Genomic DNA, 22208 nt, shown 5'->3' on the forward strand with positions numbered 1-22208 from the left:
CCGACTACGGGGTTACTACCGAGGCGACTACGGGGGTCGGTGAGGGGACGCGTCACCCGGCTGAGCTCGTGCGCAAGACGTCTTGCGCACGGGCTCAGCTCACGACGGGGTGATCGCGGGCCGGGGCACCGGACCGCCGCCCCGCCGAGGTCGGCCGTCGTCGCCCCGCGGGCCGCGCCCGTCCTGCGCCAAGCGGCGCGAGGTCAGCTCAGGGCCGAGGAAGGAAGCCGGCCAGCTGCTCGGCGATCACCCGGTCGACGTCGGCGGGATCAGCCGTGGGCGTGCCATCGCCCGGCTGGGGGCCGTACGCGCCGAACGAGGCGTGCGATGCGCCGGGGATCTCGACGAACGTGGCGTTCGCGGGGAGCTCCTTCTCGGCATCCGCGATCTTCTGCGGGGTGCTCAGACCGTCTTCCGATCCCGAGAGGCTGAGGACGGGGAGTCCGGATGCCGTGAGGTCGTTCGCGCAGTACGAGGCGAAGAGCACGAGTGCGTCGGCGTCGGGTGCCAGCTGACAGGCGCGGACACCGCCGAGGGAATGGCCGCCGACCGCCCAGGTCGACACCCCCGGGGCGAGGTCGGTGAAGGTCGACAGCGGCCGCGGGTCGAAGAACGCGAGGTTCAGCCACGGCCGGGTGATGACGACGGTGATGCCGTCGTCGACGACGGCGTCGGCGAACGTGGCGATGTATCCCTCGGCCTCGACCTTGGCGCCCGGGATGAAGACCAGCCCCTGGCCCGTGGCGCCGGCGGTGGGCGAGAGCACGATCCCCGCGCCGTCGTCAGTGATCGTCAGCGCGGGGTCCGCCTCGGCCTCGGCGAGGGGGCCGGGCTCGGCGCCCATGACGCCGACCTGGGTGTAGATCAGGATCCCGGCGATCAGCAGCACCACGAGAGCACCGATGCCGCCGAGGATCCAGCGCAGAACACGACGACGCCGGCGGGGCGCTCGGGGCGCTCCGCCGGCGTCGGACGGGGTGGTGTCGGTCACCTCACGAGCGTAACGCTGCGTGTCGTGAGGAGACCGGGGTTGTCACGCGGCCAGGGCTGCCTGCCGTGCGGCGACGATCTCGACGATCCGGGCGTGCAGCGGGTGCTCGGGAGTGAGCCCCGTCACCTCTGCCGTGAAGGCCTCGGCGTCGAGCTCGCGCAGCAGACGCTGCAGGTCGACGGCCTGGGTGTCCTCGGTATCCGAGAAGTCGAGGGCGGCGGCCATGGCCGCGACCAGCGCGTCGACCGGGAGACCCCGCTCGATCGCCTCGGCGGCGGGCCCGACGAAGCGCTCGTGCCGCGAGAGCTTGCGCAGCGGCTGGCGACCCACCCGCCAGACGGTGTCGGGAAGCGCCGTGTTGCGGAAGCGGCGCAGGATCGTCGCGCGGTACTCGCCCTGCACGTCGGGGTCGAGCTCGTGCTTCTGGACCAGCAGGGCGCTGGTCTCTTCCAGCGCGGCCTCGACCCGGGCCGAGATCGCGGGGTCCGCCAGCGCGTCGGAGATGCGGTCGATGCCGGCGCGCGCGCCGAAGTACGCCGTCGTGGCGTGGCCCGTGTTCACCGTGAAGAGCTTGCGCTCGATGTAGGGCTCGAGGTCGTCGACGAAGTGCGCACCGGGGATGTGCGGAGGGGTGTCGCCGAAGGGCCCGCGCTCGATCGCCCACTCGTAGAACGGCTCGACGGTGACGTCGACACCGCCCTGCGCCTGGGCGGGAACGATGCGGTCGACCGCCGTGTTGGCGAACACCGCGCGGGCGGCCAGGGCGTCCCACGACTCGCCGGCCAGCTCGACGATGTGCTCGCGGAGCTGGTCGGTCGCGCCGATCGCGTTCTCGCACGCCATGATCTGCAGCGGGGCGAGCGAGGGGTCGCGCAGCGCGAGCCCCGCGACGATGTGCGGAGCCACGAACTTCAGGATGGTGGGACCGACGGCGGTGGTGACCACGTCGGCCGTGGCGATCTCGTCGACGAGGGACTCGGCATCCACCGAGCTGTCGATGGCACGGAAACCGGTGACCGTCTTGTCGACGCCGCCGTCTCCCACCTCGTGGACGGTGTACGACGAGGCGTCGTTGATGGCCGCGACCAGAGCCGCCGAGACGTCGGAGAAGACGAGCTCGTAGCCGCCCTCGTGCAGCAGCAGTCCGACGAAGCCGCGACCGATGTTGCCCGCGCCGAAGTGGACGGCCTTCATGCGTTGACGGACCCGGACAGGGCCTGGAAGAGCTCCTCGGGCGAGGAGGCCGCCTTCAGACGCGCGACGTCATCGTCCTCGGAGAAGAGGATGGCGATCTGCGACAGGATCTCGAGGTGCTCGTCGCCCTTGCCGGCGATGCCGATGACGAAGCTGACGGGCTCTCCGCCCCAGTCGACGCCGCCGTCGTAGCGCACGACCGACAGGCCGGACTCGAGGATGGCCTGCTTGGTCTCGTTGGTGCCGTGGGGGATGGCGAGCTCGTTGCCCATGTAGGTCGAGACGGTCTCTTCGCGCTGCTGCATGGCGGCGAAGTACTCGCCCGTGACCGAGCCCGTGGCCTGCAGCAGGTCGGCCGCCTCTTTCATCGCCTCCTCGCGGGTGGCGCTCCCGGGGTGGATGCGGACGGATTCGATGCGGAGGACGTCGTGTGACATGGTTCTCGCCTTTCTCGTCGTGCTGTCCAGCCTCGCAAAGATCGGGCCGGACGGGAAGGCGGAGGGGCCGGCGCATGTGCTCCGGCCCCTCCGTGATACGGGTGGTCCTTTATGGGCCACCTGTTTGGTTAGTGCGAACTAGCAGGCTAGACGGAAGGAGTAGGTCCGAGTTCCCGCTAGGTTTCCCGGGAGCTTGATCCAGCGCCCCGAGGATCCCCCGCTAGCGAAGGGCTGCCATGCGTTACCCGTGTAGGCGGTCCATCCCCAGGTCTGGAGTTGGCAGCCGCCGTTCGCCCACACGAGATCGGTGTCGGCCCAACCGTACTTCGAAGCACTGTTCTGCCCCTGGCTCAGCGCGCCTGTCGTGCCGCCACAGGTGGTGCTCGACGACGCACTTTTGCAAACCGTGATCGTCCGTGAGCCGCTGTTCGTCACGCTAGCTCTGCCAGTGTCAGCCAGTGCAGGCTGAGCCACCAGCAGCGTCGCCGCTGCCGCAGCGAGCAGCGCAACGCCCGTCATCTTCAGCTTTCTTGCCATGAGAACCCCCTCATTGTCACGTGATATGTACGTTCAGGTTTGCCCATGACGGTGAGGGAGCCAACTCAATTCACGGGTTGAGCGTGCAGGATTCACCCGCTCGTGGGTTTAGAAGCCGCCTCCTCTCCCCGTGAGGTACGGAGGCGGCTCCGAGCCGTTACTCCCTTTGCGTACGGACCATCTCTACGACCTCGTCGTACTTCGGCGAGTTCATGAAGTTGTCGACCGAGACGTGGAGCGAGTCGGGCGACTGCGCCTTCGCGCGGTCGGTGAGCTGGTTCTGCGTGATGACCAGATCGGCCGAGCCGTCGAGGTTCGCGATCGCCTGGTTGGTGACCGTGATGCCGTCGATGCCCGCCTTCTTGATCTTGTTGCGCAGGACGCTCGCGCCCATCGCCGACGAGCCCATACCGGCGTCGCAGGCGAACACGATGTTGTGTAGCGGCTTCGTGGCCACAGCGCCGCCCGCCAGTCCGCTGAGGCTGCCCTCGACATCGCGGTCAGCGGCCCCCACGGTCCCGCCGGTGACACCCGCGTTGCTGTTGGCGCGAAGCCCGTCGAGGGCGGCGGAGTTCTTCCCCTTGTTTGCGGAGGTTCGGGACACGGCGGCAGCGAATTCGTCACCGCTGGCGGCAAGATCTCGCTTTCGCGAAGCCCGCAGGATGATGGCGGCGACGATGAACGTGACAGCCGCGGCGATCACGACGGACAAGGTCACGGCGAAGTAGCTGTTGTTCGCGACCTGCGCCTCCACGGCCAGGATGCTTCCGGGTGCAGCAGGTCCGCGCAGCACGCCGCCGAGGAGCATATTGGTCGTCACGCCGCTCATCCCTCCCGCGATCAGGGCGAGGATGAGGGTCGGCTTCATCAGCGCGTAGGGAAAGTACACCTCGTGGATGCCGCCGAAGAACTGAATGATGGCTGCGCCGGGGGCGGACGCCTTGGCGGCACCGATTCCGAAGAAGGTGAAGGCAAGGAGCAGGCCGAGGCCGGGGCCGGGGTTCGCTTCGAGCAGGAACAGGATGGAGCCCCCTGTGGCGCTATCCGACGCCTGTTGGATGCCGAGTGGCGTCAGCACCCCGTGGTTGATGGCGTTGTTGAGGAAGAAGACCTTCGCCGGTTCGATGAGGATGCTCGTCAGCGGCAGGAGGCCGGTCTCGACGAGCCAATTCACCGCGGTGCTCAGCAGTTCCATGAGCCCGTTGATCAGGAAGGCCAGCGGGTAGAAGCCGACGATGGCCATCACGAAGCCCCAGATGCCGGCCGAGAACATGTTGACGAGCATCTCGAAGCCGGCCTTGACCTTGCCGTCCCACAGTCGGTCGAGCTGCTTCATCGTCCAGGCGGCGAGCGGAGCCATGATCATCGCACCGATGAACATGTTGATCTCGCCCAACTGGTTGTCCGCGGGCAGCGTGGCGTTTACCTGGGCGATGAGGTAGTCGGATCCAGCCATGACGCCGAAGGTGGCGATCGCGCCGACCACGCCGCCGCGTACGGCGTACACCAGGTGGCCGCCGAGGTAGGCGATCAGGATGGGGAGCAGGTAGTGAATGAACGGGCCGACGATGGTCGCCAACTGGGCGTTCGGGATCCAGCCTTTCTCGATGAAGAACGCTGTGAAGATTCCCCAGGCGATAAGTGCGGGGATGAGGGGCATGATCATGCCGGAGAGGAACGTGCCGAATCGCTGTACCGCGACCCGTGCCCCTCCCGGCTTCTTGGTGGGTGACGTCGTCGTCATTGCTGTGTCTCCTTGGTGTGGTGCGCAGCGGGGGCCACGCAGGGGGGAAGCGGCTGGTGCCGCCGGTGTTCGAGGAAGCGACCGGGGTCGCTTCACGTGGTCAGGACGAGGCGGGAGCCGCTTCCCTGGCTGCCGAGGCGGCCTGGGCCGCCTCTCGGGCGGAGGCCGCGTCATCGGCGGCGAGGGCGGCCTCGGCGATGCGGAGCGCATCGTCGAGAGTGTGGGTGAGCAGGGTGGCGCGCACGTCGGCGAGGGCGGTGGGGGCCATCGACAGCGTGGTGGCGCCGAGACCGACGAGCACGACGGCGAGCAGCGGGTCGGCCGCGGCCTCGCCGCAGATGCCCACGGGCTTGTCGTACGTGCGTCCGGCGGCGCCGACCTCGCGGATGAGGCGCAGGACGGCCGGATGCCACGGGTCCTGGAACGACGCGACCGAGCCGAGCAGCCGGTCGGCGGCGAGGGTGTACTGCGTCAGGTCGTTGGTGCCGATCGAGGCGAAGTCGGCGATCTGCAGGATGCGGTCGGCCAGCAGCGCCGAGGAGGGGACCTCGACCATGACGCCGGTGGTCTTCAGGCCGTAGTCCTTGGCGAGCGCGGTGAAGTACCGGGTCTCTTCGACCGTCGAAACCATGGGGGCCATGACCCACAGGTCGGCGGGGCCCGCCTCGGTCTTGCGGGTCGCGGCATCCGCTTCGGCCAGGGCCGTGAGCTGCTCGCGCAGGATGTCCTCGCTCGCGCGCAGGGCGCGCAGGCCCCGAAGGCCCAGCGCCGGGTTCTCTTCGTGGGCGTCGTTGAGGAAGGGCAGGGGCTTGTCGGCGCCGGCGTCGAGCACGCGCACGACGACCTTCTTGCCGGGGAACGCCCCGAGCAGCTCGGTGTACGCGGCGCGCTGCTCCTCGACGGTGGGGGCGGAGCTGGAGCTCAGGAAGAGGAACTCGGTGCGGAACAGGCCCACGCCCTCAGCGCCCAGCTCGACGGCTTCGGCGGCTCCGCCGGGCTTTCCGAGGTTGGCCAGCAGGGGCACCTTGGTGCCGTCGGCGAGCGCGCCGTCGGTGATGGGGGCGGATGCCGCGGCGGCACGGGAGGCTGCGCGGGTGAGCGCGCGCGCCTTCTCGTCGTCGGTCGGGTCGAGGGTCACGACACCGGCGGCGGCGTCGACGATCACGGACTGGCCGTCGACGAGGTCTTTGGCGCCGGCCGCGCCGACGACGGCGACGATCGACTTCTCACGGGCGAGGATCGCCGTGTGCGAGGTGGGCCCGCCCTCGGTGGTGACCAGGGCCAGCACCTTGTCGAGGTCGAGCAGCGCGGTGTCGGCGGGGGCGAGGTCCTTGGCGACGAGCACGAACGGGTGGCCGGGGTCGGGGATGCCGGGGGCGGCGACGCCGCGGAGGCGGGCGATGACCCGCTGGGCGACGTCGTCGAGGTCGGCGGCGCGCTCGCCGAGGTAGCCGCCGAGGGCGACGAGCTGCTCGCGGAACGAGGCGAAGGCGTCGTGCACGGCGAACTCGCCGGTCTTGCCGGTCGCGAGACGGCTGTCGACCTCGGCCTCGAGGGTGGGGTCTTCGGCGATCATCGCCTGCGCTTCGAGCACGTCGCGGGCGGCGCCGCCGGCCTGTGCGCCTCGGGCTTCGAGCTCGCGGGCGACGGCCGCGATGGCCTCGCGCACGCGGGTGGTCTCGGCCTCGACCGACTGCGCGCTCTTCTCGTCCTTCGGGGCGGGCAGGGGCTCGGCCATGCGCGCCACGGGTCCCTGGGCGACGCCCAGTCCGATTCCGACTCCACGGAGTTCCGTCATGGTGCTGTTTCCTTTACTCGGTGTCGTGGTCGGTGGTCAGCAGTTCGCTGAGGCGGTCGATGACGGCCTCGGCGCTGTCGCCGTCGGCGGTGAGGGTGACGTAGTCGCCGTACTCGAGGCCCAGCGCGATGATGCCGAGGATGCTGGCGGCGTTGACCGCGGCGCCCGCGTCCTTGGCGATCGTCACGGGGATGCCGGAGTCCTTCGCGGCTTGGGCGAAGAGCTTCGCGGGGCGCGCGTGCAGCCCGTGCGTCGATCCGATGCGGACGGTGCGGGTGAGGTGGGGCATGGGGATCCTTTCCGTCGGTCTCAGATCGTGTCCGCGCCCGGGCGGGCGCGCAGGGCCTCTTCGACGAGCGCGAGCGTGCGGATGCCGCTGCGGTCGGTGAAGACGTCGTCGGGGAGCAGGGCGACCAGGACGTCCCGTGCGGCGGCGTCCTGCCGGATGCGCTCCAGGTCTGCGGCCAGGTGCGGTCCGACGAGCACGATGTCGGCCTGGTCGAGGTCGATCGGCAACGAGCGGACGGTTCCCGCCGAGGCGGAGTAGGCGAGGCCCTTGTCTTGCGCAGCATGACGGACGCGTTGCGCGACGAACGTGCTCGACGCACCCGCTCCGCACACCACGAGGATCCTCATCGACCGGCCTTTCTTCCTCTCGATTGTCCGCACCGCGCTCCCAGCAGACAACCAGGTTCGTTTCCCACCCCCCGGAACATGGATGCCGCCCACCCGCGCCGGGGGAGGGGGTGCGTGGTTGGATGGAGGGAGCGCTGCCACACTCGGTGCGGCGCGGAGGACGGATCGTGACGACGAAAGCTCGCCAAGACCGCCTGCTGGCCCTGTTGCTGCGGGACGGGGAATGGTCGACCGCCGCGTCCTTGGCCGATGCGTTGGGCGTCACCCCGCGCAGCGTCCGGTCGTACGTGACGGCCGTCAACGCGCGCGTGGCGGGAGGCGCCGCCATCGAATCGGGCCCGCTCGGGTACCGCGCGGGAGCCGACGCGGCCGCTGCGCTGCGGGCGATCTCGGGATCGGATGCCGGAACCCCCCGCGACCGCCTCCACACCCTCGTGCGGCGCCTGCTCGACTCCGCCGACGGCATCGACGTCTACGCGACCGCCGATGCGCTGCACGTGAGCGCCGCGACCCTCGAAGCCGATCTGTCGCGCGTGCGCGGCCTGCTCGGCGGCACCGAACTGACCCTGGAGCGCTCGGCATCCACCGCCCGCCTCCGCGGCACCGAGGTCGCCCAGCGCCGACTGCTCTCGAAGCTCGCGCACGACGAGATGGATGCCGGGCACTTCGACCTCGACGCCCTGCGGCGCACGCTCGGGGAGCGTTCGGTGGGTGCGCGCGCCTTCGGACCGTTCAAGGCCGAGCTGGTGTCGGAACTCGGATCCCTCGGGTACTACGTCAACGAGATCGGCATCGGCGACGTCGTCATGCACATCGCCATCGCCGCCGACCGCACCACCCGCGACCGCGCGCTGGGATCTCCCGGCGGCGATTCGTCGGACGCCGCCGCCGCCGTGGCGGCGCTGCTCGACCGGTTGACGCTCAAGCACATCGGCGTGCAACTGGGCTCCGGCGACCTGCGCCATCTCGCGACCCTTGTGCTCACGCGCATCGTCGCCCCCGGCTCGCCGGCCGTCGACGACGTGCGCTCGCGCCTCGACCCCGCGGTGGAGGTGGCCGTGCGGCGGGTCGTCGAGAACGCGGCATCCGAGTTCCTCGTCGACATCGCGCACGACGACTTCATCCTGCGCCTCGCGCTGCACGTGCAGAACCTGCTGCACCGCTCGCGCGAGCAGGCCTGGTCGCGCAACCCCCTGACCCGTTCGCTGAAGTCGACGTACCCGATGATCTTCGAGGTCGCCGTCTACATCGCCAAGGGACTGCAGGACGGCCTGGGCATTCCGATCCTCGACGACGAGATCGCCTACATCGCGATGCACGTGGGCGGGCGCCTCGAGCGCAGCCGTCGCGCCGACCAGCTGCTGACGGCGACGATCGTGTGCCCCGGGTACTACGAGCTGCACGAGCTGCTGCGCTCCAGCGTCGACCGCTCGCTCGGGCAGGCCATCGAGGTCGTCGGTGTCGAGACGCGCATCGACCCGGCCTGGGACGCGATCGACACCGACCTGGTGCTCACCACGATCGACCCGCCGCGCCCCGGTGACCGCTTCGTGCGGATCCAGCCCTTCCTCACCGACGCCGACGTCGAGCGCGTGCAGGCTGCGGCCGGTCGCATCCGCCGCGGGCGTCGCCTGGCGCGGCTGCGCGCCGAGCTCGAGCGGTACTTCGCGCCCGGGGCGTTCGTGCGGGGCCTGGATGCCACCGACGGCGAGGCCGGCGTCATCCGGCTCCTCGGCGGGCTGCTGGTGGAGCAGGGGGTGATCGACGACGCCTATGTCGTGCGTGCCGTGGAGCGCGAGGCGATCTCGTCGACCGCGTTCACCGACGCCCTCGCCGTGCCGCACGCGATGGGCATGACCGCGACGCAGACGCGCATCGCGATCGGCATCGCCGACCCCTCGATCACCTGGGGAGAGGGCCGCGTGCAGGTCGTGGCGCTGGTGGCGTTCAGCGAGACCGACCGCGAGGCGTTCCAGACGGTGTTCGAGCAGTTCGTCGAGGTCTTCAGCGAGCGTGACAGCGTGCAGCGGATCGTGCGCAAGGCGACGAGCTTCCCCGCGTTCCTCGACGAGCTGGTCGCGGTGATCGACGGCTGACACATCGGCCCCTTCGGCCGTGCGGCGCCGTGCCGTGCCGTGCCGTGCCGCCGTGCCGTGCGGCGCCGTGTCGTGCGGTGCCGTGCCGTGCCGCGCGGTGTCGTGCAGTGCCGCGCCGCCGTGCCGTGCCGCGCGGCGTCGCCTGGTGTGGGGCGGGTTCGGTGCAACGGGGCGGTCATTGCGCGCCCCGGTGCACCGATTGCGCCCCGCCGCGCGGAGGAGTGATGCCGAAGGCCGCGAGGCGAAGGCCGAGCGTGGCCGCGTCGCCGAGATCCTCCCAGCCCCACCGGATGACGTGGCGCCGCGTGGTCCCGCGGATCCAGTCCTCTCGGCGCTTCTCTTCTTCGATGACGCGCTGAGGGGTCTTGCCTTCGGCCGCCGCGATACCCCGGTACTTCACGCGACCGTCGAACTCGCCCCATGCGGCGACATCGTCGAGGCCGAAGTCGACCCAATACGTGTTGCCGTGCGGTCCGGGAACCCCGACTTGGAGCGACGGCGGTGCGAAGCCGAGGTCGTGCAGCCGCAGACGGCTCACGCTTTCACCGGGCAGCTGGGCGCGCCCGTCGGCGAACAGCAGCACCTTCTCGGCGGCGCGACGACCCCGGGGCGACGTGCGCGCCCAGCTCAACGCCTCTTCGCGGAGGCGCTCCGCGTCATCGAAGTCGTACCGGCCGGGTGAAGAGAACGCCCGAGCTCGCAGTGCCGCATCGGCGATGCTGACCGAGACCTCTCGCGTCTCCGCGCGCGCGACATCCGCCATCGTGCGTGCAAGAGGCGTGCAGTGCAGCCCCTCCACCTCCACCAGCTCCGTCCCCTCGGTGAGGGAGCGATGGCGCACCACCCCCGCGCCGGAGCTCGGGCGCGATTCGGCCGTGAGGACGTGCAGACCGCCGTCGTCTCGCAGGCAGGGCAGCCCCAGCAGAGCCGCGGCGGTGAGTCCGCAGAACACCGGCGGGGACCCGCTCGTGCGGGCCAGCGCACGAGCCTTCACGACGATCTTCTCTTCGCGGCTGAGCCCATCCACGTCGGCCGCCCGGGCGTACATCCCCGGGCGGATGGAGCGCAGGAACCCGACGTCGAGTTCACGCCGGACGCGGCGGGAGTGCCATCCGCGCTCGACCAGATCGGCACGTCGAAGAAGCGGCACGGCGTGGGGGTCCATCGACCCACTGTGTCTTCTGCGCGGGGCTGCTCTCGCACAGATCGGGCCGTCTGGGGACGGCGCCGCAAACCTGCCCGCGGGGGAGGAACCGTGCGGAGCTCGGGATAGGGGCGGGATCGGTGCAACGGGGCGATCATCGACCGCCCCGTTGCACCGATCGCGCCCCGTTCGCGCCGCGCCGCCGCGCCGCCCGGCCCCGCGCCGCGCCGGCCCCGCGCCGCGCCCCTCAGCGCATCGACACCAGCAACGCCTCCGCCCCCGCGCGCAGCGCGGCGAGGCGACGGGTCGCCTTCTTGGCCGACGTGCCGCGCACGTCGAGGTACAGCTTGAGCTTGGGCTCGGTGCCGCTGGGACGCACGATCAGGCGCGAGCCGTCGTCGAGCCACAGGCGCAGCACGTCGCCCGGCGGGAAGCCGTCGACGCCGTCGAGCAGGTCGTCGATGCGCGTCACCGCGGTCTCGCCGATCGCGGACGGCGGCTGGGCGCGGAGGGATGCCATGATCCCGCCGATCTCGCTGACGTCGCTGACGCGGATCGAGATCTGATCGCTCGCGAACGCGCCGAACGTGTCGCGGAACTCCTGCAGCAGGTCGGCGACGGTGCGGCCCTGGCCGCGGGCATCGGCCGCCATCTCGAGCAGCGCGACGGCGGCGGAGATGCCGTCCTTGTCGCGCACGGTGCCGGGGTTCACGAGGTATCCCAGGGCCTCTTCGAAGCCGAACACGATGCCCGGTGCCCGCGAGATCCACTTGAAGCCGGTGAGCGTGGAGTGGAAGTCGAGTCCGTAGTGCTCGGCGACCGCCTGCAGGCCCGGCGACGACACGAGCGAACAGGCGAGGGATACCGGGGCCCCGGCGTCCGCGTCCCGGGCGTCGTGCGCAGACTCGTCGCGCGCGGACGCCGCGGCCCGCGCCGCGCGCCAGCCCAACAGCAGCCCGATCTCGTTGCCGGTCAGGCGGCGCCAGCCGGCCTCGGCGTCGGGGATCGCGACGGCGAGGCGGTCGGCATCGGGGTCGTTCGCGATGACGAGCTCGGCGTCCGCCTCGCGCGCGGTCTCGAACGCGAGGTCCATCGCGCCCGGCTCCTCGGGGTTGGGGAACGCCACGGTCGGGAACCGCCCGTCGGGGTGGATCTGCGCCTCGACGACCGTGGGCTGCGGGTACCCCGCCTCGGCGAGCACGCGTGAGACGGTCTCCCACCCGACGCCGTGCATCGCGGTGTAGACCCACCGCAGGCCCGCGGCCCCCGCGGGGGCGGGGGCGGGGGCGACGGCCGCGGTGGCCGCGACGTAGGCGTCGACGACCGACTCGGGGGCGTTGGCGTAGCCCACCGACCGGGGGAGCACCGTGACGTTGCCCTCGTCGGCGATCCGCTGGATGTGGGCGGCGATCTCGGCGTCGGCGGGCGACACGATCTGCGCCCCCTGGTCGACGCCGCCGAGGTACACCTTGTACCCGTTGTCGTCGGGCGGGTTGTGGCTGGCGGTCACCATGACGCCGGCATCGGCGCCCAGGTGACGCACCGCGAACGCGAGCACGGGGGTGGGCAGCATGCGGGGGAGCAGGATGGCGTTCAGCCCCGCTCCCGTGAAGATCTCGACCGAGTCGCGCGCGAAGACGTCGGAGTTGCGACGCCCGTCGTAGCCGACAACCACGGTCGGCGTTCCGGGGCGATGCTCGAGCAGGTACGCGGCGAATCCGGCCGCAGCCTGCGCGACGAGCACGCGGTTCATGCGGTTGGAGCCGGCGCCGAGGGTTCCGCGCAGGCCCGCCGTGCCGAACGCCAGGCGGGTCGAGAAGCGGTCGTCCAGATCGGCCTCGGCCTCGGCATCTCCCGTCTCCACCCGGGCGATGAGCTCCGACAACTCGTCGCGGGTCACGGCATCCGGATCCTGCGCGAGCCACGCGCGGGCCGCGTCGAGGTACGCGCTCACAGCGCGCCGATCACGCGCGCGAGCAGCGCCGAGATCACGGGCTCGGCCTCGCGGCCGGCCTCGAGCACCTCGGCGTGGCTCAGCGGGGTCTGCTGGATGCCGGCGGCCAGGTTCGTGATGAGCGAGAAGCCCAGGATCTCCATGCCGGTCTGACGCGCGGCGATCGCCTCAAGGGCCGTCGACATGCCGACGATGTGTCCGCCGATGGTCTTCGCCATCTGCACCTCGGCCGGGGTCTCGTAGTGCGGACCGCGGAACTGCGTGTAGACGCCCTCGTCGAGCGTGGGGTCGATCTCGCGCGCGATGGCGCGCAGCCGCGCCGAGTACAGGTCGGTGAGGTCGATGAAGGTCGCACCCTCGAGCGGGGAGTCGGCGGTGAGGTTGATGTGGTCACTGATGAGCACGGGCTGCCCGGGCGTCCACGTCTCGCGGATGCCGCCCGCGCCGTTGGTGAGGATCATCGTGGTCGCCCCCGTGGCGGCGGCCGTGCGCACGCTGTGGACGACCCGGCGTACGCCGTGACCCTCGTAGTAGTGCGTCCGCGCGCCGATGACCAGGACGTTCTTGCCGCCGGGGGTGCGGACGCTGCGGAGCGTGCCGACGTGCCCCTCGAGGGCGGGCTTCGAGAAACCGACGACCTCGGTGGCGGGGAACGACGCCGTCTCCTCGCCGATGAGCTCGGCGGCGCGTCCCCACCCCGACCCGAGGGTCACGGCGATGTCGTGGTGCTCGACCCCGGAGAGGCGGGCGATGTCGGCCGCTGCGGCCGTGGCGACCTCGAACGGGTCGACCGCCGGGTCATCGAGCGGGTGAGAAGTGCTGTTGGACATGCCTCCACTCTAGAAAGCGCGGAGCCCCGGGGGCCAGACGCGGGCACAACGGGTCGTTCGCGTGTCGCCGACGCAGACGACGCTGACACAATGGATGCCATGGTGCAGAGCTTCGAGCGCAAGCAGTCCGTCGCGATCGTCGGGGGCGGCCCCGGCGGCTACGAGGCGGCCCTGTCCGCCGCGCAGTTGGGCGCCGACGTGACCCTGGTGGAGCGCGCGGGCGTGGGCGGTTCGGCCGTCATCACCGACGTCGTCCCCTCGAAGACCCTCATCGCCACCGCCGATGCGGCCGTCGCGATCCGCGGGGCGAGCGACCTCGGCGTGCAGCTGTTCGCCCGCGACGACCGCGGCAAGCCCCTCACCCCCGAGGTGGCCATCAACCTCGCCGCCGTCAACCAGCGCCTGCTCTCGCTGGCCCGTCAGCAGTCCGATGACATGCGCAGCTCGCTCCTCGAGGCGGGCGTGCGCATCATCTCGGGTCACGGCCGTCTCGACGGCGGTTCCGCGGTGGTGGTCTCGACCGAGGCCGGCGGCACCGACTTCGACCGCATCGAGGCCGAGACGCTCGTCGTCTCGGTGGGCGCCTCGCCGCGCGAGCTCCCCTCGGCGCAGCCCGACGGCGAGCGCATCCTGACGTGGACGCAGCTGTACAACATGAAGTCCGTGCCCGCGCACCTCATCGTGGTGGGCTCGGGCGTCACGGGCGCCGAGTTCGCGTCGGCGTACATGAACCTCGGTGCCAAGGTCACGCTCGTCTCGAGCCGCGATCAGGTGCTGCCCGGTGAGGACCAGGATGCCGCGGCCGTGCTGGAGCGCGTGTTCCAGCGCGGCGGCATGACGCTGTTGGCGAAGGCGCGGGCCGAGTCGGTCGTCAACACCGGTGACGGCGTGCTCGTCACCCTCGCCGACGGACGCACGATCGAGGGCAGCCACTGTCTGATGGCGGTCGGCTCGATCCCGAACACCGCCGGCATCGGTCTCGAGCAGGCCGGTGTGCAGATGACGCCCGGGGGCAACATCCGCGTCAACCGCGTCGCGCGCACCTCGGTGCCGAACATCTACGCGGCCGGCGACTGCACGAACTTCGTGCCGCTGGCAACCGTCGCGTCGATGCAGGGGCGTCAGGCCATCTTCCACGCGCTCGGCGACATCGTCATCCCGCTCGAGACCCGCCGCATCACGGCCAACATCTTCACCGCCCCCGAGATCGCCACCGTCGGCTTCAGTGAGCAGGACGTGACCGAGGGACGCTTCAAGGGCGTCGTGAAGAAGCTCCCCCTCTCGGCCAACCCGCGCGCGAAGATGCAGGGCATCACCGACGGCTTCGTCAAGATCATCGCCCGGCAGGGCAGTGGAACGGTCATGGGCGGCGTCATCGTCGGGCCCAAGGCCTCTGAGCTGATCTACCCGCTGGCGATCGCCGTGGAGCGCCGCCTCACCGTCGACCAGGTCGCCCGCGTCTTCGCGGTGTACCCGTCTCTGACCTCGAGCATCACCGACGCCGCGCGCGCGATGCACATCGTCGACCGCGACGATCCCGGCGAGGACTGAGCCTTCCGGATGCCGCGCTCCGCGGCATCCGTCCCCCGCTGCGCGCCGCGCGCCCCGCCCGAGCCCGCGCTCGTCCCGCGCGCAGCCACGCATAAACGCCGTTCCTGCGCATAAACGGGGTGTGTGAGCGTTTCTCCGCAGGATCAGCGTTTATGCGGATGTGGGACCCTCGCGTCACTCGCTCGGCGTACGTCGCGGCGGGGCGCACCCCCGCGCACCAACCGACCCCGCGAGGAACGACGACGCCGCACCCCGAGAGGGATGCGGCGTCGAACGGATGCGGTGCGCGTCAGCTGATCAGCAGCAGCTGATGCCCGGCCGACACCGTGGTGCCGGCGGTGGCGTCGATGCCGGTGACGGTTCCGTCTTTGTGGGCCTGCAGGGGCTGCTCCATCTTCATCGCCTCGAGAACGACGACCAGGTCGCCCTTGACGACCTGCTGGCCCTCTTCGACGGCGACCTTGACGATCGTGGCCTGCATGGGCGACTTCACCGCGTCGCCCGTGGCGCCGGCGGCAGGCGAGGCGGCGTGCGAGCGTCGGGACGGCGGGGCCGCGGCCGGGCGGCCCACCTGCGGAGCGGCGGCCGAGATGCGGTCGGGCAGGCTCACCTCGAGGCGCTTGCCCGCGACCTCGACGACGACGGTGTGCCGGCCGGCGGCGGTGGCGGGAGCCTCGAGCTCGCCGTCCCACGCGGGGATGTCGTTGTCGAACTCGGTCTCGATCCACCGCGTGAAGACGCCGAACGTGCCGTCCTCGGCGGTGAAGGCGGGGTCGCGGACCACCTTGCGGTGGAAGGGGAGCACGGTGGGCATGCCGGCGACCTCGAACTCGTCGAGCGCACGGCGCGAACGCTCGAGCGCTTCGGCGCGGTCGCGGCCGGTCACGATGATCTTCGCCAGCAGCGAGTCGAACGCGCCCGAGACGCTGTCGCCCGCGGTCACGCCCGAGTCGAGGCGGATACCGGGGCCGCCGAACGTCTTGAAGACGTGGATCGGACCGGGCTGGGGCAGGAACCCGCGGCCCGGGTCTTCTCCGTTGATGCGGAACTCGATCGAGTGGCCGACCGGGGCGGGGTCGTCGTAGCCGAGCTCCTCGCCCTCGGCGAGGCGGAACTGCTCGCGCACGAGGTCGAGGCCGGTGACCTCTTCCGAGACGGGGTGCTCGACCTGCAGGCGCGTGTTGACCTCAAGAAACGAGATGGTGCCGTCGGCGCCGATCAGGAACTCGCAGGTTCCGGCACCGACGTAGCCGACCTCGCGCAGGATCGCCTTGGATGCCGTGTAGAGGATCTCGTTCTGCGCGTCGGTGAGGAACGGCGCCGGCGCCTCTTCGACGAGCTTCTGATGGCGACGCTGCAGCGAGCAGTCGCGGGTCGACACGACGACGACGTTGCCGCTCGCATCGGCCAGGCACTGGGTCTCGACGTGGCGCGGCTTGTCGAGGTACTTCTCGACGAAGCACTCGCCGCGGCCGAAGGCGGCGACGGCCTCGCGCGTGGCCGACTCGAACATCTCGGCCACTTCGTCGAGTTCGCGCGCCACCTTGAGCCCGCGTCCGCCGCCGCCGTACGCCGCCTTGATGGCGATGGGCAGCCCCACCTGCTCGGCGAAGGCGATGACCTCGTCGGCGCCCGAGACGGGACCGGGCGTGCCGGGGGCGAGCGGGGCGCCCACCTTCTCGGCGACGTGGCGGGCGGTGACCTTGTCGCCCAGGGCCTCGATGGCATCCGGGGACGGACCGATCCACACGAGCCCCGCCGCGATCACGGCGCGGGCGAAGTCGGCGTTCTCGGCGAGGAAGCCGTAGCCGGGGTGCACGGCGTCGGCGCCGGAGCGCCGGGCGATCGAGAGGATCTTGTCGATGGAGAGGTAGGTGTCGGCGCTGGTGGCGCCGTCGAGGGCGTAGGCCTCATCGGCGAGGCGGGTGTGCAGGGCGTCGCGGTCCTGGTCGGCGTAGACGGCGACGGACGCCTTGCCCGAATCCCGGGCGGCACGGATGATTCGGACGGCGATCTCGCCGCGGTTGGCGACAAGGACCTTGGCGATCTTCGGCATCCTCCCAGCCTAGCGAGGGGTCCCCCCTCCCTTTTGACCCTCCTCGACAAGAAACGCCGAAAAACGTGTGCGGGAGTCTACGAACGGTTCCACAGGTCCGTCCACGAGCCGCCGAGTTCGCGTACCAGGCGGCGCACGGTCGACAGTGACATCCCGACGACGGTCGACGGGTCGCCCTGCACCTCCCGGATGAACGCGCCCCCCAGGCTGTCGACGGTGAACGCCCCGGCCACCAGCAGGGGTTCGCCGCTGGCGACGTAGGCCGCGATCTCGTCGTCGTCGACGTCGTCGGCGAAGGTGACCGAGGCCTCGGCGACGGCGGACGCCTCGGTGGGCGCGGCGCCGGGGGAGAGGCGGAACACGCAGTGCCCCGAGTGCAGCACCCCGGTGCGTCCGCGCATCGCGCGCCAGCGCGCGGTCGCCGCCTCGGGCGTGTAGGGCTTGCCGAGGATCTCGTCGCCGAGCTCGAACATCGAGTCGCCCCCGATGACGAAGCCCTCGAAGTCCGGATCGTCGGCCCTCAGGCGCTGAGCGACGTCGGCGGCCTTGCGCCGCGCGAGCAGCAGCACGTGCTCGGCGGCGGGCAGGCGTCGCCCCTCGGCGGCTTCCACCTCGGCGATCACGGCCTCTTCGTCGACCTGCGGCGCGCGCGCCTCGGGTTCGATCCCCGCTTGGCGCAGCAGCATCAGTCGGGCGGGGGAAGTGGATGCCAGGCACACGCGCATGCGTCCACGCTACCCACGTGCGGGCACACCGCCGGGCGGCACCCGACCCGTCGGGGCCGTCGCCACCGCCCCGGCCGTTCGACAGGCTCCCGGTGCTCCGTCCGCGGCGCCGGCCCCGCGCGGTGTCCCGGCGGCATGTGACAGGCTCGGAGGATGCACGACGGCGACCTCATCGATCTCGACATCACCGGTATCGCGCACGGCGGCGTCTTCGTCGGGCGGCACGAGGGGCGCGTGGTGTTCGTCTCCGACACCCTGCCCGGCGAGCGCGTGCGCGCGCGCGTCACCGACACGCGCAAGAAGGCGTTCTGGCGTGCCGAGGCCGTCGAGGTGCTTGACGCCGCAGCCGACCGGCGACCGCACGTGTGGGCGGCGGCCGATATCGACGTCGATCCGGCAGAGCGTCCCGGCGGTGCGGAGTTCGGGCACATCGCCCTCGAGCACCAGCGCGCGTTGAAGGAGCGGGTCATCCGCGAGTCCCTGGAGCGCGTGGGTCGCCTCGACCTCCCGGTCGAGGTGCGTTCCGCCGGCGATGACGCCGACCCCGAGTCCGCCGACGGCACGGGGTGGCGCACCCGCGTGAGCCTGCACGTCGACGAGAGCGGCCGCGTCGGCGCGTACGCCGCCCGTTCGCATCGCGTGATCGAGACGCCCGACCTGCCCCTCGCCACCGCCGAGGTCGCCCGCGCCGCTGCCGCACTGCGGGGGAGTGAGCCGGGTCGCATCGATCTCGTCCAGCCGGCCGACGGCCGCGTCCGCGTGCTCGTGCGTCCCGACGGCGTGAAATCGCGTCCCGCGCCCGAGGTCGTCGAGGAGCGCGTGGGGGATCGCGTGTTCCGCGTCGACGCCGGCGGCTTCTGGCAGGTGCATCGCCTCGCGGCGCGCACCCTCGCCTCGCTGGTCTCCGAAGAGATCGCGGCCATCGGCGGGCTCGATCCCGAGGCGCTGCACCTCGACCTGTACGGCGGGGTCGGTCTGTTCGCCGCCACCCTCGGCGATCTCGGTGGCCCCTCGACGCGTGTCGTCAGCGTGGAGTCCGACCCGCGCGCCACCGAGCACGCGGGCGAGAACCTGGCCGAGTGGATCGGTGCGCGCGCCGAGACGGCTCGCGCCGACCGCTTCGTCGCCAAGCTCGCCGCCGACGCCTCGGAGCGCGAACGCGAGCGCCTCGGGCGCGGCGTGGTGCTGCTCGACCCGCCGCGCGCGGGGGCGGGCCGCGAGGTCGTCGAGGGCATCGCCGCCCTGGCCCCCTCGACGGTGGTCTACGTCGCGTGCGACCCGGTGGCCCTGGCCCGCGATCTGTCGACATTCGCCGACCTGGGGTATCGCGCCGATCGCGGAATCCGTGGCGTCGACCTGTTCCCCCACTCGCATCACGTCGAAGCGGTGGCCGTTCTTCGCCGATGACCCGCCGATCGGCGGGTCTGCAAGCCCTCGCACGGCACCTCCGCATGGATACGATGAACCAATGACGCGCGTCGCCCTCATCGATGATCACGAGTCGGTCCGGCTCGGACTCGAAGCCGCACTGACGCGCACCGAAGCCACCGATGTGGTCTTCTCCGGCGCGAACGTCTCGTCCTACCTCGCCTGGCGTCGCGCTTCGGCCACGTCGCCGGCCGATGTCGTCGTGCTCGACCTCACCCTCGGCGACGGCACCACGGTGTCCGAGAACGTCGACCGCGTCGTGCGCGACGGCTCCAGCGTCATCATCCACAGCGTCGCCGATCGTGCCGCCGCGGTGCGCGAGGCGCTCGCCGCGGGAGCGGCCGGCATCGTGAGCAAGTCGTCTCCGACGCACGAGGTCCTGGGCGCCATCGCCGTGGTCGCCCGCGGAGAACTGCTCGACAACGTCGAGTGGGCCAGCGCTGTCGAGGGCGACCGCGAGTTCGCCGATGCCCAGTTGTCGGCGCGCGAGCGCGAGGTCCTGCGGCTGTACGCGGCCGGATTGCCGCTCAAAGCCGTCGCGGAGCGGCTCGGGGTGGCGTACTCGACAGCGAAAGAGAACATCACGCGCGTGCGGGTGAAGTACGTCGAGGTCGGACGCCCGGCGCCGACCAAGGTCGACCTGCTGCGGCGCGCCATGGAAGACGGCATCCTGCACGACGCGCCCGACGCCCCCGCGGGCCATGGGTGAGAACGACCGGTCGGTCCTGGACGAAGCGTGGGGGCGCATCCCCCACACTCGTGAGGTCCAAGCCGACACGGGTTCCTTCACGCAGACCCGCATCGAGCGGGTGCTCACGATCATCGTGGGACCGGCGTCCCTCGTCCTGGGGGCGCAGGCGTTCGTCGCCGCGTTCGTCCCGGGCGACGAGGCCGCGGGATGGCATCTGCCCCTCGTCGTAGGCGTGTTCGTGCCGCTCGTCGCCATGATCGTGGCGTGCGCGGTGGGGCGTTTCGCCCGCATCTTCTCGGGGGTCTTCGCCGTTCTCTTCCTGGTCGCGCTGGCGCTCTGGCCGGTGGCCACGGCCGGCGGTCCGACCCCCGTGCCCACCGAGAACCCGTGGATCTTCTACCTCGTCAACGTCGCGACGGTCGCCGCGGTCGTGGCCTTCCCGCTGCCGTTCCAGATCGCCTGGACGATCGCCGCACCTCTGCTGTTCGGCGTCGTCCGGCTGGTGCAGGCCGGCGGGCGGCCCGAGTTCATCGTGCCGATCCTGCTCGACGTGTCGTTCGCGCTGATCCTCGGCAGCGTGCTGCTCACCCTGGCGTGGATGTACCGCTCGATCGCGGCCAACGTCGACCAGGCTCGCACGCTCGCGGTGTCGAGCTACGCGACCGCGGCGGCCACCGCCGCCGGCGAGCACGAGCGCATCGCGGTGGCGGCCCTGATGCACGACAGCGTGCTGGGGGCTCTGCTGGCCGCGGAGCGCGCCGGCACCCCGCGGGAGCGGACCCTCGCGGTCAGCATGGCGCGTGAGGCTCTCACGCGTCTGGCCAACGCCGAGAAGGACGCCCTCGAGGGCAGCGACGAGCCGGTCCCCGCCTCGAGGCTCGCCGACGACATCGAGATCGCCGCGCGCGACCTGGGCGTGGAGATCGAGGTGGCGCGCCGCGTCGAGGAGGGCACTCCCCGCGTGCCCGGACGCGTGGCCCGTGCGCTCGTGCTCGCGGCGATGCAGGCCGTCGCGAACGCCGTGCAGCACGCCGATGCGCAGGGGCTGACCGTCCAGCTCACCGGTGATGCTGCGCCCGGAGGCGTCGCCGTGCGCGTGCGCGACTCCGGAGGCGGATTCGCGCTCGACTCGATCCAGCCCGATCGTCTCGGCATCCGGGGCTCGATCATCGCCCGCCTGACGGCGGTCGGGGGACGCAGCGACATCGAGTCGGGTCCGACGGGCACCACCGTCACGCTCGAGTGGGAGAGCGGTGACCGCTGGTGACCGTCCGTTCCATCCTCTCGGGGATCGCCCTCGCCTTCACCGCCTATCTCGCGGCGCGCGGTCTGCTGTGGACCGAGCCCGACACCGTCGAACGCGGGTGGCTGATCGTGGCCGCGCTCGTGCTGTACCTGCCGGTGACGTGGCTATGGGTCTTCGCGATCGGGACGGGCACCCCCGAGCAGTCCGCCGAACCGCGGGTGGCGCGGCGCGTGCCCAACTGGGGCGTGGCGCTGGCGATGCTGGCGGCCGTCGTCGTCCCCAACGCGACCTTCTTCGCGGTGACCGAGGCGGGCCGGACGCAACCGTTCGTGACCTGGGTGATCGGCGCCATCGGCGCGTTGATGACCATCATCATGATCCGTCGGCGTCCGATCGTCGCGTGGGTCGGCATGGCGGTACTCACCCTGTCGGCGTCGTTCTGGCTCGGACCCCTCGCCGCCTTCAGCCTGGGTCTCGTCGGCTCGCTGGTCTGGGTCGCCGCCGCCCAGCTCGTGATGATCGCTCTGGATCGCACGGCCCGCGACGCCGACCATCTCGCGGAGCTGCAGCAGGCCGCGTCGGCCTGGCAGGCTTCGCAGAGCGGACGGCAGCGGGAACGTCGTATCCACGTGCAGCGGGCGTTGCAGGCGGCCGGCCCCGTGCTGGCCCGCACCATCGAGTCGGGGGGCAACCTCCGGCCGTCCGACAAGGCCGCCGCGCGCCGCGCCGAGGCCAGCCTCCGCGACGAGCTGCGCGGCACACGCCTTCTCGACGACGGCGTCCGCGCCGAGATCGACGCTGCGCGCAGGCGCGGGGCCGTGGTGAACCTCTTCGACGAGGGTGGGCTCGCGGGGCTCGGCGCGGCCGACCTCGACGACATCCGCACGGAACTGGCATCCGTCCTCAGCGATGCCGTCTCGGAGCGCCTGATCATCCGCACGTCGCCGCACCACGAGGTGGCGGTGACGGTCGTCGGGCGCTCCCGCGGCGAGGGCGGCTCCGGCGACGACGATGAGGTCGACCTCTGGCGGGAGATCCGCCGACCCCGCTGACAGCCGGGGCCGGGGGCGGAGGGGGGAACCGCCGACGCACGTGCACCGAGAAGACCGAGGGGTGAGGGGCGGCGTGATCGCCGACCCCTCACCCGGGC

At 71.5% G+C, this 22208-nt stretch carries 18 protein-coding genes; 6 read left to right on the plus strand and 12 right to left on the minus strand.

The window, feature by feature from the left end:
• Positions 1 to 208: 208 nt before the first annotated feature.
• The 7 genes from IFU19_RS09640 to IFU19_RS09670 all read right to left on the minus strand — a co-directional run bounded on the left by IFU19_RS09640 (position 209) and on the right by IFU19_RS09670 (position 7337).
• Complete coding sequence (locus IFU19_RS09640; protein WP_192013532.1) at positions 209 to 991, minus strand: alpha/beta hydrolase; 783 nt, start codon at positions 989 to 991, stop codon at positions 209 to 211.
• Between the two features lie 42 nt (positions 992 to 1033).
• Positions 1034 to 2185 (minus strand): mannitol-1-phosphate 5-dehydrogenase, encoded by a 1152-nt coding sequence (locus tag IFU19_RS09645; protein ID WP_192013533.1) that lies wholly within the window; start codon positions 2183 to 2185, stop codon positions 1034 to 1036.
• Positions 2182 to 2622, minus strand: coding sequence for a PTS sugar transporter subunit IIA (locus tag IFU19_RS09650; RefSeq protein WP_055834388.1), 441 nt, complete (start codon positions 2620 to 2622; stop codon positions 2182 to 2184). The genes IFU19_RS09645 and IFU19_RS09650 overlap by 4 nt, the downstream gene beginning before the upstream one ends.
• Positions 2623 to 3316: 694 nt before the next feature.
• Entirely contained in the window at positions 3317 to 4903 is a 1587-nt protein-coding gene (locus IFU19_RS09655) for a PTS mannitol transporter subunit IICB (protein WP_191915377.1), read from the minus strand.
• A 100-nt stretch (positions 4904 to 5003) separates the two neighbouring features.
• Complete coding sequence (gene ptsP / locus IFU19_RS09660) at positions 5004 to 6701, minus strand: phosphoenolpyruvate--protein phosphotransferase (RefSeq protein ID WP_055936571.1); 1698 nt, start codon at positions 6699 to 6701, stop codon at positions 5004 to 5006.
• A gap of 13 nt (positions 6702 to 6714) precedes the next feature.
• Positions 6715 to 6990, minus strand: coding sequence for an HPr family phosphocarrier protein (locus tag IFU19_RS09665; RefSeq protein WP_055834397.1), 276 nt, complete (start codon positions 6988 to 6990; stop codon positions 6715 to 6717).
• A 20-nt stretch (positions 6991 to 7010) separates the two neighbouring features.
• On the minus strand, positions 7011 to 7337 hold the full coding sequence (locus IFU19_RS09670) for a PTS sugar transporter subunit IIB (protein ID WP_055834402.1): 327 nt from the start codon (positions 7335 to 7337) through the stop codon (positions 7011 to 7013).
• A 122-nt stretch (positions 7338 to 7459) separates the two neighbouring features.
• Between IFU19_RS09670 and IFU19_RS09675 the strand changes: the two genes are divergently transcribed.
• Positions 7460 to 9433, plus strand: coding sequence for a BglG family transcription antiterminator (locus tag IFU19_RS09675; RefSeq protein ID WP_249405403.1), 1974 nt, complete (start codon positions 7460 to 7462; stop codon positions 9431 to 9433).
• 175 nt (positions 9434 to 9608) lie between these two features.
• Here the strand turns inward: IFU19_RS09675 and IFU19_RS09680 are convergent, their stop codons facing one another.
• The 3 genes from IFU19_RS09680 to IFU19_RS09690 all read right to left on the minus strand — a co-directional run bounded on the left by IFU19_RS09680 (position 9609) and on the right by IFU19_RS09690 (position 13361).
• On the minus strand, positions 9609 to 10598 hold the full coding sequence (locus IFU19_RS09680) for a hypothetical protein (RefSeq protein WP_192013534.1): 990 nt from the start codon (positions 10596 to 10598) through the stop codon (positions 9609 to 9611).
• Between the two features lie 226 nt (positions 10599 to 10824).
• Positions 10825 to 12531: a phospho-sugar mutase gene (locus IFU19_RS09685; protein WP_192013535.1), complete on the minus strand. Its 1707-nt coding sequence runs from the start codon at positions 12529 to 12531 to the stop codon at positions 10825 to 10827.
• Positions 12528 to 13361 carry a purine-nucleoside phosphorylase gene (locus tag IFU19_RS09690; protein ID WP_192013536.1) on the minus strand — a complete coding sequence of 278 codons (834 nt, stop codon included), beginning with the start codon at positions 13359 to 13361 and terminating at the stop codon, positions 12528 to 12530. The genes IFU19_RS09685 and IFU19_RS09690 overlap by 4 nt, the downstream gene beginning before the upstream one ends.
• Before the next feature lie 90 nt (positions 13362 to 13451).
• Between IFU19_RS09690 and IFU19_RS09695 the strand changes: the two genes are divergently transcribed.
• On the plus strand, positions 13452 to 14912 hold the full coding sequence (locus IFU19_RS09695) for an NAD(P)H-quinone dehydrogenase (RefSeq protein WP_192013537.1): 1461 nt from the start codon (positions 13452 to 13454) through the stop codon (positions 14910 to 14912).
• A 289-nt stretch (positions 14913 to 15201) separates the two neighbouring features.
• On the opposite strand, the gene IFU19_RS09700 is transcribed toward IFU19_RS09695, so the two are convergent.
• Together IFU19_RS09700 and IFU19_RS09705 are read right to left on the minus strand one after the other, a co-directional pair.
• On the minus strand, positions 15202 to 16968 hold the full coding sequence (locus IFU19_RS09700; protein WP_055834416.1) for an ATP-binding protein: 1767 nt from the start codon (positions 16966 to 16968) through the stop codon (positions 15202 to 15204).
• Between the two features lie 77 nt (positions 16969 to 17045).
• A complete protein-coding gene (locus IFU19_RS09705) occupies positions 17046 to 17693 on the minus strand; it encodes a Maf family protein (RefSeq protein WP_191915184.1) in 648 nt (215 codons plus the stop codon).
• A 153-nt stretch (positions 17694 to 17846) separates the two neighbouring features.
• Between IFU19_RS09705 and IFU19_RS09710 the strand changes: the two genes are divergently transcribed.
• From IFU19_RS09710 to IFU19_RS09725, 4 genes are all read left to right on the plus strand, one after another.
• Positions 17847 to 19100 (plus strand): class I SAM-dependent RNA methyltransferase, encoded by a 1254-nt coding sequence (locus tag IFU19_RS09710; RefSeq protein ID WP_192013538.1) that lies wholly within the window; start codon positions 17847 to 17849, stop codon positions 19098 to 19100.
• Positions 19101 to 19161: 61 nt separating this feature from the next.
• The gene (locus IFU19_RS09715) at positions 19162 to 19830 is read left to right on the plus strand and encodes a response regulator transcription factor (RefSeq protein ID WP_055834424.1); all 669 of its coding nucleotides are present in this window, start codon (positions 19162 to 19164) and stop codon (positions 19828 to 19830) included.
• Entirely contained in the window at positions 19823 to 21079 is a 1257-nt protein-coding gene (locus IFU19_RS09720; protein WP_192013539.1) for a sensor histidine kinase, read from the plus strand. The genes IFU19_RS09715 and IFU19_RS09720 overlap by 8 nt, the downstream gene beginning before the upstream one ends.
• A complete protein-coding gene (locus IFU19_RS09725; protein ID WP_082509295.1) occupies positions 21076 to 22110 on the plus strand; it encodes a hypothetical protein in 1035 nt (344 codons plus the stop codon). Before IFU19_RS09720 ends, IFU19_RS09725 begins: the two co-directional genes overlap by 4 nt.
• The last annotated feature ends 98 nt before the right edge of the window (positions 22111 to 22208 follow it).

The organism is Microbacterium sp. CFBP 8794 (assembly GCF_014841235.1).
In the GTDB taxonomy this organism is placed as follows: domain Bacteria; phylum Actinomycetota; class Actinomycetes; order Actinomycetales; family Microbacteriaceae; genus Microbacterium.